Origin of the sequence: Amycolatopsis sp. NPDC048633 (assembly GCF_040650695.1) — a bacterium.
Taxonomy (GTDB): domain Bacteria; phylum Actinomycetota; class Actinomycetes; order Mycobacteriales; family Pseudonocardiaceae; genus Amycolatopsis.
The window spans coordinates 119,120-136,272 of sequence record NZ_JBEZHS010000004.1 but is presented as its reverse complement, the minus strand read 5'-3'; the positions used below and the strand labels follow the sequence as shown (position 1 = coordinate 136,272).

The window sequence follows — 17,153 nt, the reverse complement described above, 5'->3', positions numbered from 1 at the left end:
AGGCTACGATCCCGGACATGACCTCGTCCCGCGACGACCTGATCGAGCTGTCCGGCTTCGCGTGGCACCGGCTCCGCAGGCGCATGGACGGGCTCACCGACGCCGAGTATCTCTGGGAGCCAGTACCCGGCTGCCGCACCGTACGTCCGATGCCGGACGGCGAGTGGCGATCGGACGGACCCGCCGAGCCGGGCGACGACCGGCAATTCACCACCCTCGCCTGGCGGCTTTGCCACATCGCCGACCTGCTCACCGAGGACCGCAACGCGCCCTGGCTGGGCCAGGAACCATTGCCGGACAGCAAAAACGGCGATCCGGGCCGCGCCGCCGAGATGCTTTCGCGGCTCGATGAGGCGTACGAGACCTGGCATGTGGTGCTGGCCCGCACGACGGAGGAAACGCTGCAGGAGCGCATCGGGCCGATCGGCGGCATGTTCGCCGAGTCGACCCGACGCGCGTTCGTCCTGCACATCCTCGACGAGCTCATCCACCACGGCGCCGAAGCGGCCCTGCTGCGCGACCTCTACGCAGCCACGCCGCGCTGATCACGCGTGGCGGAACTCCGGCGGTCGCTTCTCGCGGAAGGCCGCCATCCCCTCCTTCTGGTCGTGCGTCGCGAAGGTCGAGTGGAACAGCCGCCGCTCGAACAGCAGCCCCTCGGCGAGAGTGCTCTCGAAGGCCCGGTTCACCGCCTCCTTCGCCAGCTGGGTCGCCGGCTTGGACATCGACGCGATCTTCGACGCCACCGCCGTCGCCTCGTCGAGGAGGGCGTTCGCCGCGACGAGCCGGGACACCAGGCCGGCCCGTTCGGCTTCGCCGGCGTCGATCATCCGGCCGGTGAGGATCAGGTCCATCGCCTTGGCCTTGCCGATCGCGCGGGTCAGCCGCTGTGAGCCGCCCATGCCGGGGATGACGCCGAGGGTGATCTCCGGCTGACCGAACTTCGCTGTGTCCGCCGCGAGGAGAACGTCGCACATCATCGCCAGCTCGCAGCCGCCGCCGAGGGCGTAACCCGCCACCGCCGCGATCAACGGCGTCCGGACGCGGGAGAGGGCGTCCCAGCCGGCGAACCAATCCGCGGCGAAGACGTCGCTGAAGCTCTGCGGCGCCATCTCCTTGATGTCCGCGCCGGCCGCGAACGCCTTCGCCGAGCCGGTGACGACGATCGCGCCGACGTCCGGGTCGCGGTCCAGCTCGGCTGCCGCCTCGGTGAGTTCACGCATCACCTGCAGGTTCAGCGCGTTGAGCGCCTTCGGTCGGTTCAAGGTGATTCGGGCGACCCGCTCGGCGGGACGGTCGATGAGGATGGTGTCGGTCATGCGGGGCCGTCCTTGGTGAGGCTCGTGATGATGGCGGAGAAGTCGCGGCCGGATCCGTCCTGCTCGACGAAGGCGGCGTACAGCTCTTCGGCGTGCGCGCCCAGCGCGGTCGGGACGCCGCCGGCCTGCGCGGCGGCTTGAGCCAGGCGCAGGTCCTTGAGCATCAGGCTGCTGGCGAACCCGCCGGTGTAGTCGCGGTTGGCCGGGCTCGTGGGCACCGGCCCCGGCACCGGGCAGTTCGTGGTGAGCGCCCAGCACTGCCCGGACGCGGTCGAGGCGACGTCGAACAGCGCCTGGTCGGTCAGGCCGAGGCTGCGGCCCAGGGCGAAGGCTTCGCTGACCGCGATCATGGAGACGCCGAGGATCATGTTGTTGCAGATCTTCGCGGCCTGCCCGGCGCCGGTCTCTCCGCAGTGGACGATCTTCTTGCCCATGGTCTTCAGGTACGGCTCGGCGGCGATGAACGCCTCCGACGGCCCGCCGACCATGAACGTGAGCGTGGCCGCGGTCGCCCCGACCACCCCGCCGGACACGGGAGCGTCCAGGGCCAGATGTCCGGCGGCGAGCTCGGCGGCCGCCCGGGCGTCGGTGACCTCGATGGTCGAGCAGTCGAGGAACAACGTGCCGGGCGCGGCCGCGGGGACGATCTCGCGGTAGCAGTCCAGGACGTGCCGGCCGCTGGGCAGCATGGTGATGACGACGTCGGCGCCTTTCACCGCGGCGGCGGCCGAATCCGCGACGGCTATCCCTTCGACCCGGGCGGTGGGGTTCGGATCGTAGCCGGTCACCTTCTCACCCGCCGCCAGGAGGTTGGCGGCCATCGGACCGCCCATGTTCCCGAGTCCTAGAAAAGCGACGCTCATCGGGTCACCTCCGCGAAGTAGGCCTCGACGAGGTCGTCGTCGACCTCGGCCAAGGTGGACGGGTTCCAGCGCGGCGACCGATCCTTGTCGATGATCTGCGCGCGTACCCCCTCGATGAACTCGGCCGAGCGGAACGCGTGGTGCGAGACCCGCAGCTCTTGGTCGAGGACGCTCTCCAGGTCCGGCAGCTCGGCCGCCCGGCGCAGCGCACGCAAGGTCACCTTGAGCGCGGTAGGTGACTTGCTTTCGATTTCCTTGGCCGCGGAGACGGCCGCTTCGTCGCTGTCGCGCAGCCGGTCGAGGATCTCTTCGACGGTATCCGCGGAGTAGCAGTCGTCGATCCACGCGCCCAGCGAACTCGGCGGGGGAGCGTCGGCGACGAGGTCGATGGCCGCGTCCGGGGTGCGCGTGGCCAGCGCATCAAACAGGTCCGGCAGCCGCTCGGCCGGCACGTAGCGGTCGGCGAGTCCACAGCGGATCGCGTCGGCGCCGGACAGCTGCGCTGTGGTGAGCGCGGCGTGTGTGCCCAGCTCGCCGGGTGCCCGCGAGAGCAGATAGGTTCCGCCGACGTCGGGGACGAACCCGATGCCGACCTCCGGCATGGCGATCCGGGATCGGTCGGTGACGACACGGTGGCTGCCGTGCGCCGAGACGCCGACGCCGCCGCCCATCACGAGACCGTCCATGATCGCGATGTACGGCTTGGGGTACTGGGCGATGGCGGCGTTCATCCGGTATTCGTCGGCCCAGAAGTCCAGCGACGCCGTGCCACCCGCTTTGGCGTCGTCGTAGATGGAACGGATATCGCCGCCCGCGCAGAGCCCACGCTCGCCGGCGCCCTCGACGACGACCGCGCGGACGCCACGATCGTCACGCCACTGCTCGAGGTGCTCGGCGATGGCGTTGACCATGTCGTGGGTCAGCGCGTTGAGCGCGCGGGGGCGGTTGAGCGTGATCCGGCCGATCCCGCTGTGGACGAGGAATTCGACGTCGCTCACGAGGCCTCCTTCAGCATCCGGCGGGAGATGATCACCCGCATGATTTCGTTGGTTCCTTCGAGGATCTGGTGCACCCGCAGGTCGCGGACGATCTTTTCCAGCCCGTACTCGGCGAGGTAGCCGTAGCCGCCGTGCAGTTGCAGGGCCTGGTTGGCGACGTCGAAGCCGGCGTCGGTGCAGAACCGCTTCGCCATCGCCGAGAGCTGAGTGGCGTTGGGGTCGCGGTGGTCCAGGGCGTCAGCCGCGCGCCAGAGTAGGGTGCGGGCGGCTTCGAGATCGGTGCACATGTCGGCGAGCCGGAACTGCAGCGCCTGGGCCTCCGACAGCTTGGCCCCGAACGCCGAACGCTCCGAGAGGTGTCGGACCGCCTTGTCGAGAGCGACCTCGGCGCCACCCAGCGAGCACGCCGCGATGTTGAGCCGCCCACCGTCCAAAGCAGACATCGCCACCGTGAACCCGGCACCCTCGCCGCCGAGCAGCGCGGAAGCCGGGACGCGGGCGTTGTCGAAGATAACCTGGCGGGTCGGCTGGGCGTTCCAGCCCATCTTGACCTCGTTCGGGCCGAACGAGACACCCGGTGTATCCCGCTCGACGATGAACGCCGAGATGCCTCGCGCACCGGGGCCGCCGGTGCGGGCGAGCACGACGTACACCTCGGACGTGCCAGCGCCGGAGATGAACTGCTTGACGCCGTCCAGGACGTAGTCGTCGCCGTCTCGTCGAGCGCAGGTCGACAAAGCAGCCGCGTCCGAGCCGGCGTCGGGCTCGGTGAGGCAGTAGCTGCCGAGAGCGTCCATCGTGGACATCCGCGGCAGGTACCGGTACCGCTGGGCGTCGTCGCCGAACCGGTCGATCATGGTGGCGACCATGTTGTGGATCGAGACGTACGCGGCGATCGACGGGCAGCCGGTCGCCAGCGCTTCGAACACCAGCACCCCGTCTAGGCGGCCGAGTGCCGAACCGCCGACGTCCTCGGGCAGGTACAGCCCGCCGAGACCGAGTTGCGCGGCCTTGCGCAGGACGTCGACGGGGAAGTGCTTGGCCTGGTCCCATTCGACCGCGTGGGGCGCCAGGTGTTCGGCCGCGAAGTCCGCGGCCGTCTCGCGCAGCGCGCGTTGTTCGTCGGTGAGTCGCATGGCTCAGTCCATCGTCGGGATGACGAAGGAGGCGTCTTCCTTGATCCCGGACGTCCAGCGGGAGGTGACGGTCTTGGTCTTGGTGTAGAACCGGATGGAGTCGGGGCCGTGCTGGTTGAGGTCGCCGAAGCCGGAGCGCTTCCAGCCGCCGAAGGTGTGGTAGGCGATCGGGACCGGGATCGGCACGTTGACGCCGACCATGCCGGTGTTGACGCGGGCGGTGAAGTCGCGGGCGGTGTCGCCGTCGCGGGTGTAGATCGCGACGCCGTTGCCGTACTCGTGCTCGCTCGGCAGGCGCAGCGCCTCCTCGTAGTCGGCCGCGCGCACGATCGACAGGACCGGGCCGAAGATCTCCTCGCGGTAGATCCGCATGTCCGCGGTGACGCGGTCGAAGAGGCAGCCGCCGAGGAAGAAGCCGTTCTCGTGCCCGGGGACGGTGAGGTCGCGGCCGTCGACTACCAGTTCCGCGCCTTCGGCGAGGCCGACGTCGATGTAGTCGCGGACCCGCTGGACGGCTTCGGCGGTGACGAGGGGCCCGAAGTCGGCGTTCTCGTCGAGCGAGGCGCCGACCTTCAGCGTCTTCACGCGTTCGGTGAGCTTCTCGACCAGCGCGTCGGCGGTGGCTTCGCCGACCGGGACGGCGACGGAGATGGCCATGCAGCGCTCGCCCGCGGAGCCGTAGCCGGCGCCGATGAGGGCGTCGACGACCTGGTTGAGGTCGGCGTCGGGCATGACGATCATGTGGTTCTTCGCGCCGCCGAAGCACTGCGCGCGCTTCCCGTGCGCGGCCGCGGTCGTGTAGATGTACTCGGCGATCGACGACGACCCGACGAACCCGACCGCCTCGACGCGGGGGTCGGTGAGCAGCGCGTCGACGGCTTCCTTGTCGCCGTTGACCACCTGGAACACCCCTGGCGGCAGGCCCGCTTCGAGGAACAGCTCGGCCAGCCGCAGCGGCACCGAGGGGTCGCGTTCGGACGGTTTGAGCACGAAGCTGTTGCCGCAGGCGATGGCGGGCGCGGCCTTCCACAGGGGAATCATCGCGGGGAAGTTGAACGGCGTGATCCCGGCGACGACGCCGAGGGGCTGGCGCATCGAGTAGACGTCGATGCCAGTGCCGGCGGAGTCGCTGAACTCGCCCTTGAGCAGGTGCGGGATGCCGATGGCGAACTCGACGACCTCGAGACCGCGCTGGATGTCGCCGCGCGCGTCGGCGACGGTCTTGCCGTGCTCGGACGACAGCAGCCGGGCGAGACTGTCCTCTTCGGACCGGACGAGGTCGACGAACTTCATCAGCACGCGGGCGCGGCGCTGCGGGTTCCAGCGCGCCCACTCTCGTTGGGCGTCGGCCGCGACGCCGACCGCCTCGGCGACCTCGTCGGCGGAAGCGAGGGGGACCCGGGCCTGGACGGCGCCGGTGCTGGGGTCGAAGACGTCGGCGTAACGGCCCGAGGTGCCGGGAACCGGTTTGCCGCCGACGAAGTGGGTGAGTTCGGTGGTCATGGCACGCCTTTCGCGAGTAGCGCAGGACGGACTGCCCGGGCGCACGGGTCGTGGCCGGGATTTCGGGCAGGCTGAACTACCGCGGCGGGTCGCCGGTTTTCGCGCAGGCAGGAAGAATCCGCATGCGTTCAGCTCCATCCTCGTGGACGAACACGAATGCCTGCGGCCGGTATCCTGGCTCCCGGATCCACGCCGCCCCGGCCTTCCCGGCTTGCGCCAGTGGCCAACTCAGGTGGGGCGTCGCTCCCCGGTCACAGTGGCGGGACCGCGCCGGATTCGCACCGGCTTCCCTGCACCGCAGACCTGAGGACACCATAAAGTAGGTAGTCCTACTATGTCGACTGTGCCCGGGGTCTCACCCGGATAGAGGCGGGTCCGGTTTCGTCCGACTCCGGATGGCGCGGTGGCGAGTGTGTCGATAGCGTCGGCGCCTCAGTACCCTTGCTCGGGAGGTCGGATGGCCGAGTTCGAGCACGAGCTGGACAGCGGTGTCCGAGTCGCCCACACGGGCGCCGGGGTACGGCGGCGCCGTAGGATTCTCGGTCGGCACCGCTCTGCCCGGATGCGCGGGGCACACCGCCGTCCACCAACCTCAGCGAACGTGAATCAGCCCGAATCTCCTGAAGCGAGCCCCTCGCTTACCTGGATCCGGTCCCATCGCTGACGGTGTACAGGTCTGCGCAGCTGAGCAGCGGAAGATCATCCAGTAAAGACGCGAACCGGGCTGTATTGCGCGCAAACTTCTTGAAACAGAGAGATGCCGACAGTTTCATACACTCGCACAGGCTTCGCGCGCGGACCTGGAACACCACGTCAGCCCTGACATTCTCCCGAAAGGGCAATCCGCCCTGACCGTCCAGTTTCGAATGAGCCACTGCGTGCTCGGCGCTGCTTGCCAGATGATCACAGCTTGGACACGGCCGACATCCGGCTAAACCGTCGTCGATCTCGGCACGTGTTCGGACGCGGACTCCGACCGGGGCCGTGATCGAAGGAGGAGGGGACCATGCGGAAGACCAGGATGTGGGTCGGCCCGGCTGCGGTGCTGCTGGCGATCGGTGCGGCGGTGGCCGTCGCGCCCGCGGCATCGGCACAGGACTACATTGGCTCGATCAACAACTGCAACGGCCGGTGCGGCTACGGCGGTGTCACCGACAACCGCACGCGGGTCTATGCCTGCGACACCAAGAGCGACGGCTATGGGTTCCGCACCACCTACGTCCTGCGCAACGGGGTGAGCTGGTACGTCGACGACGCCAACGGCAGCGACTCTGGGTGCAGCGCGGTGATCCCGGGTACCGCGAGCAACCCGGTCGTGCGCTTCGGAGTCACGTGGAAGCGCACGGGTGATCCGGTCTCCGCGTGGTTCAACCTGCCCTGACCGCAGTTCGGACGGTGTGGCGGCGCCCTCGCCCAGCGTGGCGCCACCGCACTTGTCCGGGCCGTACTCGTCCTCGCCTGGTACGAACTCCGCAAACGTGTAGCTGCTGCGTATTTCTGGAGTGGCCTGACCTTCGCCGATGTTGCGGATGGTGCGACTCGCGACTTCCGCTGAACCCGGCGTGGGTCACGAACGCGCCGTATGTCCGGGGTGACGCGGTCTTACAGGCATCTGTCGAGGAAGAAGCCATTTTCGTGACCGGACACGGTGAGATCACGGCCGCCGACGACCAGTTCCGCGGTGGCTTCGCCACCGGGACGGCGACGGAGATGGCGACGCAGCGCCCGTCCGCGGAGTCGTAGCTGGCGCCGATGAGGCGTCGAGAATCGGGTTCAGCTCGGCGTCGGGCATCGCGACCATGCGGGTCGCGTTCGAACGTTTTGAGCACGAAGCTTTTGCCGCACGCGGTCTTCCACAGGGGAATCATCGCGGGAAGTTGATATAGGAGGTCCTACTATGTCGACTGTGCTCGGGTCTCACTCGAGCGGTGGGTAGGGGAGCAGGCTGCTGCTGTGCTCGTCCACTCGCAGGGTCTTGCCGATGGCGGGGAACGCCCGCTGCGGGCACGCCGGCCGCTCGCACACCTTGCAGCCCATCCCGATCGGCGTCACCGCCGCGTCCGCGCCGAGCGCGAGGCCGTCGGAGTAGATCAGCCGGCGGGCGTGCCGCAGTTCGCAGCCCAGGCCGATCGCGAACGTCTTGCCCGGGTCGCCGTGGCCGCCGACGGTGCGGTTCACCGTCCGCGCGAGCCAGAAGTACTTCTTGCCGTCCGGCAGCTCGGCGACCTGCGTGACGATCCGGCCCGGTGAGCTGAACGCCTCATAGACGATCCACAGTGGACATGAACCGCCGACGCGGGAGAAGTGGAACCCGGTCGCCGACTGGCGTTTGGAGATGTTGCCCGCCCGGTCGACGCGCACGAACGAGAACGGCACGCCGCGCGTGCCCCGCCGCTGCAGGGTCGAGAGCCGGTGGCAGATCGTCTCGAACCCGACGCCGAAGTGATCCGACAGCCGCGTGATGTCGTAGCGGTAGCGCTCGGCCGCGCCGAGAAAGACCCGGTAGGGCAGCACCAGCGCGCCGGCGAAGTAGTTGGCCAGGCCGATCCGGGCCAGCCGCCGCGCGGTCTCGCCGCTGAACGAACCGTCGCCGACCAGCCGGTCGATCGTGTCGCCCGCTTCCAGCATCGCCAGTTCCGAGGCGAGTCGGAACGCCGCCTGGCCGGGCCGAAGCGCGGGGGACAGGTGCAACGCGCGCGAGCCGGGGTCGAAGCGGTGCTGGTCGGCGCCGATCGGCGCGGCCGCGACCTCGACGCCGTGGCGGTCCCGCAGGCCCGCGGCCAGGCCGGCGCGCACTTCACCGGGGACGAGCCGGAGCTCGGCGGCCAGTTTCTCGGCGGGTTCGTCGAGCTCGGCGACGTAGTTGCGGCGTCGGTAGAACCAGTCGCGGATCTCCTCGTGCGGCTGCTGCGCCGCGGTCCGGTCGAGGCCCTGCTCGGACACCAGGGTCGCGATGTTCTCCACCGCTTCGCGGTAGCGCCGGTGCAGCGAGACCAGCGTGCGGGCGACGTCGGGCAGCTGCGTGGTCAGCTCGTCGACCTGGCCGGCGGAGATGACGCCGTCCACGGTGTCGTCGGCGAAGACCTCCCGCACGTCCGCGACCAGCCGCGCGGTGTCCTGCGCGGCGAAGAACTCCGCGTCCACCCCGAAGTGCTCGGTCAGCCGCAGCAGCACGGGCAGGGTCAGGGGGCGGCCGTTGTGCTCGAGCTGGTTCACGTAACTCGGCGAGATCTCCAGCAGGCGGGCGAGGTCGGACTGGGTCATCGACCGGTCCTCGCGCAGCTGCCGCAGCCGGGCTCCGGCGAACATCTTCTCCACAGGCAAACTTTAACAACTTTTACAGATCGCCTCAAAACGTTCACAAGACTTCACAGTCCGCAAGGCTCGCTCACTGACTATCGCGATGCCACGCTGAACACAGCGCACCACAAGGTTCACAGGAGGCCGGATGAACATCGCACGAGTGGCCGTCGTCGGCGCGGGACAGATGGGGGCGGGCATCGCCGAGGTCTGCGCCCGCGCCGGCCTGGACGTGCTGGTCTGCGAGCAGGACACGCCGTCGGCCGACGCCGGTCGCGCCCGGATCCTCGCGTCCCTCGACCGAGCGGTCCGTGCGGGCAAGCTGGACCGCGCGGCCGCCGAGCAGGCGTCCTGGCGGCTGCGGTTCACCACCGACCTCGGCGACCTCGCCGACCGCCAGCTGGTCGTCGAAGCGGTCGCGGAGGACGAGCAGGTCAAGACCGAGCTGTTCGCGACCCTGGACAAGGTGGTCGAGGATCCGGACGCGATCCTGGCGTCCAACACCTCGTCGATTCCGATCATGCGGCTCGGGATGGCCACCGGCCGGGCCGGGCAGGTCGTCGGCCTGCACTTCTTCAACCCGGTGCCGGTGCTGCCGCTGGTCGAGGTGGTCGGCTCGCTGCTCACCGCCCCCGCGACGGTGGACCGCGCGCAGCGGTTCGCCACCGACGTGCTCGGCAAGACGACGATCGGCGCGGCCGACCGCGCCGGGTTCGTCGTCAACGCCCTGCTGGTGCCCTACCTGCTCTCGGCGATCCGCATGGTCGAGTCCGGCTTCGCGTCCGCCGCCGACGTCGACCGCGGGATGGAGCTGGGCACCGCGCACCCGATGGGCCCGCTGCGGCTGACCGACCTCATCGGCCTCGACACCGTCGCGGCCATCGCCGAATCGCTCTACGCCGAGTTCAAGGAAGCCTTGTACGCCCCGCCGCCGCTGTTGCTGCGCATGGTCGACGCCGGTCTGCTCGGCAAGAAGGCCGGCCGCGGGTTCTACGTCCACGAGGGAAAGTGATGATCGACCACACCGTCCGCACCTACCGTTCCGCCGAAGCGTTGCCGCGCGAGGAGCAGCTGGCCTGGAAGCTGGCGGCCGTCGCGACCGACCCGGTGCCGGTGGCGCCCGAGGTCACCGAGATGGTGATCAACCGCGTCATCGACAACGCTTCGGTGGCCGCCGCGTCGTTGTCCCGGCGCCCGGTCTCGGCGGCCCGTGACCAGGCCCTCGCGCACCCCACCACGCCCGGCGCGACGGTGTTCGGTGTCCCCGGCCGGTTCTCGCCGGAGTGGGCGGCCTGGGCCAACGGCGTCGCCGTGCGCGAGCTGGACTACCACGACACGTTCCTGGCCGCGGACTACTCGCATCCCGGAGACAACATCCCGCCGATCCTCGCCGTCGCCCAGCACACCGGCCGCACCGGCGCCGACCTGGTCCGCGGCATCGCCGCCGGTTACGAGCTGCAGGTCGACCTGGTGCGCGGGATCTGCCTGCACGAGCACAAGATCGACCACATCGCCCACCTCGGCCCGTCCGTCGCGGGGGGCCTCGGCGCGCTGCTCGGCCTCGACACCGCGACGGTGTACCAGGCCATCGGCCAGGCCCTGCACACGACGACCACCACGCGGCAGTCCCGCAAGGGCGAGATCTCGTCGTGGAAGGCCTACGCGCCCGCGTTCGCGGGGAAGGCCGCGATCGAAGCCGTCGACCGCGTCATGCGCGGCGAAGGCGCACCGAGCCCGATCTACGAAGGTGAGGACGGCTTCATCGCGTGGCTGCTGAGCGGCCCGTCGGCGAGCTACACCGTCCCGCTGCCCGCGCCAGGCGAGGCAAAGCGGTCCATTTTGGACACCTACACCAAGGAACACTCGGCGGAGTACCAGAGCCAGGCACTGATCGACCTGGCCCGGCGGCTCGGGCCGCGGATCGGCGAGACCGGCAAGGTCGAGAAGATCGTCATCCACACCAGCCACCACACCCACTACGTCATCGGCTCCGGCGCGAACGACCCGCAGAAGTACGACCCGAACGCGAGCCGGGAGACCCTGGACCACTCGATCCCGTACATCTTCGCGGTGGCACTGCAGGACGGCGCCTGGCACCACGTCGACTCCTACACCCGCGAGCGCGCCACCCGTCCGGACACCGTCGAGCTGTGGCAGAAGATCAGCACTGTCGAAGATCCGGAATGGACGCGCCGCTACCACGCGCCGGAGCCGGCGTTTGGCGGCCGGGTGGAGGTCACCCTCGCGGACGGCAGGACGCTGACCGACGAGATCGCCGTCGCCGACGCGCACCCGGCCGGAGCCCGCCCGTTCGCCCGTGAGCAATACGTCGCGAAGTTCCGCACCCTGGCCGAGGGCGTGATCGAGGAAGCCGACCAGGACCGGTTCCTCGACACGGTCTCCCGGCTCGCCGAGCTGACCGCGGACGAGGTGCGCGAGTTGGCCCTCTTGGCGACGATCGACGCGACACCGGCGACGAAGGGGATCTTCTGATGCTGCACGCCACGGCCACCGCGTCACAGAAGCGGATCGCGTTCCGCGCCGGGTTGAACTCGGGTGCTCTGCAGCGCGTCCCGGGCGCGTTCAACCCACTCAGCGCGAAGCTGATCGAGCGCCAGGGCTTCGACGGCGTCTACATCTCGGGCGCGGTGTTGTCGGCCGATCTGGGTTTGCCCGACATCGGCCTCACGACGATCACCGAGGTCGCGGGCCGGTCGCAACAGATCGCCCGGGTGACGGCGCTGCCGGCGCTGGTCGACGCCGACACCGGGTTCGGTGAGCCGATGAACGCCGCCCGCACGGTCCAGCTGCTGGAGGACGCCGGTGTGGCCGGGATGCACCTGGAGGACCAGGTCAACCCCAAGCGGTGCGGCCACCTCGACGGCAAGGACGTCGTCGAGCGCGACGTCGCGGTCCGTCGGATCAAGGCCGCGGTCGCGGCTCGCCGTGATCCGGACTTCGTCATCGCCGCCCGAACCGACGCGGCCGCTGTGCACGGCCTGGACGACGCGATCGACCGCGCGAAAGCCTACGTCGACGCCGGTGCGGACTTGGTCTTCCCCGAGGCGATGCGCGGGCCCGCGGACTTCGAGCGGATGAGGGCGGCCGTGGACGTGCCGATCCTGGCGAACATGACCGAGTTCGGCAAAAGCGAACTCCTCGACGCGAAAACCCTGGAATCGCTCGGCGTGAACATCGTGATCTACCCGGTCACACTGCTGCGGCTCGCGATGGAAGCCGCCGAAAACGGGCTGCGCACCATCGCCGAGGACGGCACTCAAGAAGCTCTACTCGACCGTATGCAGCACCGGCGTGACCTCTATGAGCTGCTGGACTACAACTCCTACAACGCTTTCGACGAGAACATCTTCAATTTCCGCGTCTGAATTTCTCAGGCGCCCGAATTCCGACGAGGGGACACCCATGTCCGCACCGGCTATCCACAAGGGACTCGCCGGGGTCGTCGTCGACACCACCGAGGTGTCGATGGTCAACCCCGACACCAACTCGCTGACCTACCGAGGCTACCCGGTCCAGGACCTCGCCGCGCATTGCAGCTTCGAGGAGGTCGCCTACCTCCTTTGGCACGGCGAACTCCCCACTCCGGCCGAACTGGCCGCGCAGAACGACGCCGAGCGAGCCCATCGCGGCATGCCGACCGAGCTGGTCAGGACGCTGCTCGCGTTGCCCGAGGCCGCGCACCCGATGGACACGCTGCGCACCGCCGTGAGCATCCTCGGCGCCAACGACCCCGACGAGGACGACAACTCGCCGGAAGCCAACCAGGCCAAGGCCTTGCGGTTGTTCGCGGTCCTGCCCTCGGTGGTGGCCCTGACCCAGCGCCGCCGGCACGGGCTGTTCCCGCTGCCGCCGCGTACCGACCTCGGGTACGCGGAGAACTTCCTCTACATGACCCTCGGTGCGGTCCCGGAACCGGTGATCGTCCGCGCGTTCGAGACCTCGCTGATCCTCTACGCCGAGCACAGCTTCAACGCCTCGACCTTCACCTCCCGGGTGGTCACCTCGACGCTGTCGGACCTCTACAGCGCGGTCACGGCGGCTATCGGCGCGCTCAAGGGTCCGCTGCACGGTGGTGCGAACGAAGCCGTGATGGCCACCTTCGAGGAGATCGGCAGCGCGGACAACGCCGAAGCGTGGCTGAAGAAAGCGCTTGCCGACAAGCGCAAGATCATGGGCTTCGGGCACCGCGTCTACAAGAAGGGCGACTCCCGCGTCCCGACGATGCGCCAAGCGCTGCAGGAAGTGGCGGAGCTGCGCGCCGGGCACGGGCTGCTCGACCTCTACGAAGCACTGGCCCGGGCGATGTACGCGGCGAAGGGCCTGCACCCGAACCTCGACTACCCGGCCGGCCCGGCGTACCACCTGATGGGCTTCGACACGCCGGTGTTCACCCCGATCTTCGTCGCCGCCCGGATCACCGGCTGGACCGCGCACATCAGCGAGCAGCTGGCGGCCAACAGCCTGATCCGCCCGTCGAGCACCTACAGCGGCAAGCCCCAGCGCCAGGTACTCAGGCGTTCCTGACCCGCCAGCCCTCGAGCGCGGTCGGGGCGTGTGCCGTCTGGTTCGCGATCACCTGTTCAGCCGAGCAACGCCGTTGCTGTGTTCCGGACCGTTCGTCGATCAGCATCCGGAACTGCTGGGCGTGGTAAACGATGTCGAATGCCTGGACGCCGTACTCGCCGAGCAGTGCGCCGTGCGGCGGGATGGGGGCGGTCGCGGTGACCCCGACCGAGGTCGTGTAACTCAGCGAGATGCTGAGGCCGATGCTGGCGTTGATCTTTCCGACCAGCGGGCCTTGAAGACCGAAGCTGAACGTGAAGGCGAACGTCCGCGACTGCGTCGCGGTGAAGGACCCGCTCGCCGTGGTGTCCGTGTCGTTGTAGACGATCCGGCTGTCAGCCACGTCGAAGGTCCGAGTGGTCGACACCACGGTGTAGTCGTAGCCGCGAAAGACCAGCACGCCCTCGGCCGGATCCGGGTACAACCGGGACCAGCCGATATCAGTGATGCCGGCGCAGTCGACCACGGTACCCGGCGGCACCACCGTGGCCTGCGCGCTGCCTTGGGCCAACCCCGTTCCCAGCAATGGCAACAACACGGACACGGCCAGACGCGGTACCCATCGACGCCACCTTGAATGCACGCTGCCTCCCCTCCGCGATACCTCAAGTCAACCATCGCGGCGGGGGAATGCCAGCCGACGTTCGCCCCAATCCGGTTCGTCGGCATGGCGGGCAGTTCGGAGTGTCCAAAGGGTGAACCCGGCCCTAGGGAAATCCGAGCGGGAGTCGCTATGGTGGCGGGGCAGCTGGTTCGGCCGTCGCGAGCAACGCGGCGGCGGCCGAGGCAAGAGGGAACCCGGTGAGAATCCGGGACTGCCCCGCAGCGGTGAGTGGGAACGACCGCCGTCAGTCTCTCCGAGGGACAAGCACTGAGCCACCCGGCTTGGGAAGCGACGGTCAGTAGGAACCCGGCGCACGCGCCGGAACGCCCGCGAGTCCGAAGACCTGCCGGCTGCGCACCCCACGACCGTGGGGTGCTGGCTGCGACCTCGCGGGCAGGTCACGCCGGATCACGACCGTCTCGGTCGCGGTTCGTTGTGCGCTCCCGCAGGTCCACGCGGACTCGCGAAGGAGAGCCCCGTGACCAGTACCACCCCGACCAGCCGCGCCACCGTGTACGGCTACCCCCGTCAAGGCGCCGACCGGGAGCTCAAGAAGGCCATCGAGGCCTACTGGAAAGGCCGGATCGACGCCGACGCGCTGCTCGGCACGGCCCGTGAGCTGCGGCTGCGGAACTTGGCGGAGCTGCGCGACGCCGGTATCGACGACATTCCGAGCAACCACTTCTCGTTCTACGACCACGTCCTGGACACCTCGGTCCTGCTGGGCGCGATCCCGGAGCGGCACCGCGCGGACGCGAGCGAGCTGGACCGCTACTTCGCCATGGCGCGCGGGACCGCGGACGCGCCGCCGCTGGAGATGACGAAGTGGTTCGACACGAACTACCACTACCTTGTGCCCGAGCTGGGCCCGGACACCCGCTTCACCCTGGACGCGAGCAAGCCCCTGGCGGAGTTCGCCGAGGCCCTCGAGCAGGGCGTGACGACGCGGCCGGTGCTCGTCGGCCCGGTCACCTTCCTGCTGCTGGCCAAGGACCCGACCGCGACCGACGGCTTCCGGCCGCTGGACCTGCTCGACCAGGTCGTTCCGCTCTACGTCGACCTGCTGCGGCAGCTGCATGAAGCGGGTGCCGAGTGGATCCAGCTCGACGAGCCCGCGCTCGTCACCGACCAGCCGGCGGACGTGCTGGCCGAGGTCGCCGACACCTACGCGACGCTCGCCACCGCGACCGCGCGCCCGAAGATCCTGGTTGCGTCCTACTTCGACCGGCTCGGCGACGCCCTGCCCGTGCTGGCGAAGTCCCCGGTCGAAGGCCTGGCGATCGACTTCACCAACAACGCCGCGGCCAACCTCGACGCGCTGGCGTCGGTCGGCGGGATCCCGGACAAGCGCCTGGTCGCGGGCGTCGTCAACGGCCGCAACATCTGGGCCGCGGACCTGACCGCCGCACTGAGCACCCTGGGCACGCTGCTCGGGCTGGCCGGGTCGGTGGACGTCGCGGCGTCCTGTTCGCTGCTGCACGTGCCGTACGACGTCGCCCTCGATACCGGTCTCGACCCGGAGATCGCCGGCTGGCTGTCGTTCGCGCGGCAGAAGCTCGTCGAGATCGTCACGCTGCGCCGCGGCCTGACCGAAGACCGGTCCGCGGTCGAAGACGCGCTACTGCTCAACGCCGAGCGTCTGGCGTCGCGCGCGGCCTCGCCGATCGTGAAGGTGCCCGCCGTCCGGGAGCGGGTCGCCGCGGTCACCGACGCCGACCTGCACCGCGTCAGCCCGTACGGCAAGCGGCGCCAGGCCCAGCAGGAACGCCTGCACCTACCGGAGCTCCCGACCACCACGATCGGCTCGTTCCCGCAGACCGCCGAGCTGCGCAAGGCCCGCGCGGCGCTGCGGGCGGGCGAGCTCGACCAGGCCGCCTACACCGAGGCGATGCGCGCCGAGGTCCGCGCGGTCATCGCCGAGCAGGAGCAGATCGGCCTCGACGTGCTGGTGCACGGCGAGCCGGAGCGCAACGACATGGTCCAGTACTTCGGTGAGCAGCTGACCGGATTCCTGGCCACCGAGCACGGCTGGGTCCAGTCCTACGGCACCCGCTACGTCCGGCCGCCGCTGATCGTCGGCGACGTCGCGCGGCCCGAGCCGATGACCGTCGAGTGGGCCACCTACGCCCAGAGCCTGACCGAAAAGCCGGTCAAGGGCATGTTGACCGGCCCGGTCACGATGCTCGCGTGGTCGTTCGTCCGCGACGACCAGCCCGAGGGCGACACCGCCCGGCAGGTCGCGCTCGCCCTGCGCGACGAGGTCGTGGACCTCGAAGCCGCGGGGATCTCGGTGATTCAGGTGGACGAGCCCGCGCTGCGGGAAACGCTGCCGTTGCGCTCCGCCGACCGCGCGGCGTACCTCGACTGGGCCGTCGCGTCGTTCCAGCTGTCCACCGCGGGCGTCCGCGACGACACCCAGATCCACACGCACATGTGCTACGCCGAGTTCGGCGACGTCCTGCAGGCGATCGTCGACATGGACGCCGACGTGATCAGCCTGGAATCGGCCCGGTCGAACATGGCGATCGTCGCCGACCTGGCGCGTGCCGGGTACCCGAACGAGGTCGGGCCGGGAGTCTGGGACATTCACTCCCCGCGGGTGCCGTCGGTCGAGGAGATCGCCGGGCATTTGCGCACCGCGGTCGCCGCGTTCCCGGCCGAGCGGCTGTGGGTCAACCCGGACTGCGGGCTCAAGACCCGTGGCTACCCGGAGGTGCGGGCCACCCTGGCGAACCTGGTGGAAGCCACCGGGCAGCTGAGGGCGCGGGCGTGACGAGCGTTTCGCCGCGGCGGGCGAGCATTTCGCCCGCCGCGGTACCCGCGCCCCGCGTCGGCCGCCCGCGCAC

14 protein-coding genes and 2 riboswitches are annotated in these 17,153 nt (G+C 69.6%); of the genes, 7 read left to right on the top strand and 7 right to left on the bottom strand.

From position 1 onward, the window contains the following. Positions 1-17 precede the first annotated feature (17 nt). Positions 18-545, top strand: coding sequence for a DinB family protein (locus AB0C38_RS11390; protein WP_360670308.1), 528 nt, complete (start codon positions 18-20; stop codon positions 543-545). On the opposite strand, the gene AB0C38_RS11385 is transcribed toward AB0C38_RS11390, so the two are convergent. The 5 genes from AB0C38_RS11385 to AB0C38_RS11365 are packed head-to-tail and all read right to left on the bottom strand — an operon-like array spanning position 546 to position 5,819. Continuing rightward, entirely contained in the window at positions 546-1,319 is a 774-nt protein-coding gene (locus AB0C38_RS11385; protein WP_360670305.1) for an enoyl-CoA hydratase, read from the bottom strand. Further along, positions 1,316-2,182 (bottom strand): 3-hydroxyisobutyrate dehydrogenase, encoded by an 867-nt coding sequence (mmsB, locus tag AB0C38_RS11380; RefSeq protein WP_360670302.1) that lies wholly within the window; start codon positions 2,180-2,182, stop codon positions 1,316-1,318. Before mmsB ends, AB0C38_RS11385 begins: the two co-directional genes overlap by 4 nt. After that, positions 2,179-3,180, bottom strand: coding sequence for an enoyl-CoA hydratase/isomerase family protein (locus tag AB0C38_RS11375; RefSeq protein WP_360670299.1), 1,002 nt, complete (start codon positions 3,178-3,180; stop codon positions 2,179-2,181). Before AB0C38_RS11375 ends, mmsB begins: the two co-directional genes overlap by 4 nt. Next, positions 3,177-4,316, bottom strand: coding sequence for an acyl-CoA dehydrogenase family protein (locus tag AB0C38_RS11370; protein WP_360670296.1), 1,140 nt, complete (start codon positions 4,314-4,316; stop codon positions 3,177-3,179). Before AB0C38_RS11370 ends, AB0C38_RS11375 begins: the two co-directional genes overlap by 4 nt. Before the next feature lie 3 nt (positions 4,317-4,319). Then, positions 4,320-5,819: a CoA-acylating methylmalonate-semialdehyde dehydrogenase gene (locus AB0C38_RS11365; RefSeq protein WP_360670293.1), complete on the bottom strand. Its 1,500-nt coding sequence runs from the start codon at positions 5,817-5,819 to the stop codon at positions 4,320-4,322. 146 nt (positions 5,820-5,965) lie between these two features. Next, a riboswitch (cobalamin riboswitch) is annotated at positions 5,966-6,151 on the bottom strand. A gap of 674 nt (positions 6,152-6,825) precedes the next feature. Between AB0C38_RS11365 and AB0C38_RS11360 the strand changes: the two genes are divergently transcribed. After that, entirely contained in the window at positions 6,826-7,200 is a 375-nt protein-coding gene (locus tag AB0C38_RS11360) for a hypothetical protein (RefSeq protein ID WP_360670290.1), read from the top strand. A 536-nt stretch (positions 7,201-7,736) separates the two neighbouring features. Here the strand turns inward: AB0C38_RS11360 and AB0C38_RS11355 are convergent. Continuing rightward, a complete protein-coding gene (locus AB0C38_RS11355; protein ID WP_360670287.1) occupies positions 7,737-9,137 on the bottom strand; it encodes a short-chain fatty acyl-CoA regulator family protein in 1,401 nt (466 codons plus the stop codon). Positions 9,138-9,267: 130 nt separating this feature from the next. Here AB0C38_RS11355 and AB0C38_RS11350 point away from each other — a divergent pair, with 130 nt between their 5' ends. From AB0C38_RS11350 to AB0C38_RS11335, 4 genes are read left to right on the top strand one after another with little or no spacing between them, the layout of a single operon-like run. Further along, complete coding sequence (locus AB0C38_RS11350; RefSeq protein WP_360670284.1) at positions 9,268-10,131, top strand: 3-hydroxybutyryl-CoA dehydrogenase; 864 nt, start codon at positions 9,268-9,270, stop codon at positions 10,129-10,131. Then, positions 10,131-11,612 carry an MmgE/PrpD family protein gene (locus AB0C38_RS11345; protein WP_360670281.1) on the top strand — a complete coding sequence of 494 codons (1,482 nt, stop codon included), beginning with the start codon at positions 10,131-10,133 and terminating at the stop codon, positions 11,610-11,612. The genes AB0C38_RS11350 and AB0C38_RS11345 overlap by 1 nt, the downstream gene beginning before the upstream one ends. Beyond that, on the top strand, positions 11,612-12,505 hold the full coding sequence (gene prpB / locus AB0C38_RS11340; RefSeq protein ID WP_360670279.1) for a methylisocitrate lyase: 894 nt from the start codon (positions 11,612-11,614) through the stop codon (positions 12,503-12,505). The genes AB0C38_RS11345 and prpB overlap by 1 nt, the downstream gene beginning before the upstream one ends. 37 nt (positions 12,506-12,542) lie before the next feature. Then, positions 12,543-13,664, top strand: a complete 1,122-nt coding sequence (locus AB0C38_RS11335; protein ID WP_360670276.1) for a bifunctional 2-methylcitrate synthase/citrate synthase — start codon at positions 12,543-12,545, stop codon at positions 13,662-13,664. Here AB0C38_RS11335 and AB0C38_RS11330 read toward each other — a convergent pair. Continuing rightward, complete coding sequence (locus tag AB0C38_RS11330; RefSeq protein ID WP_360670273.1) at positions 13,651-14,247, bottom strand: hypothetical protein; 597 nt, start codon at positions 14,245-14,247, stop codon at positions 13,651-13,653. The two genes, AB0C38_RS11335 and AB0C38_RS11330, sit on opposite strands and share 14 nt — an antisense overlap. Positions 14,248-14,491: 244 nt before the next feature. After that, positions 14,492-14,652, top strand: a riboswitch (cobalamin riboswitch). A 133-nt stretch (positions 14,653-14,785) separates the two neighbouring features. Here AB0C38_RS11330 and metE point away from each other — a divergent pair. After that, positions 14,786-17,080 (top strand): 5-methyltetrahydropteroyltriglutamate--homocysteine S-methyltransferase, encoded by a 2,295-nt coding sequence (gene metE, locus AB0C38_RS11325; protein ID WP_360670271.1) that lies wholly within the window; start codon positions 14,786-14,788, stop codon positions 17,078-17,080. The last annotated feature ends 73 nt before the right edge of the window (positions 17,081-17,153 follow it).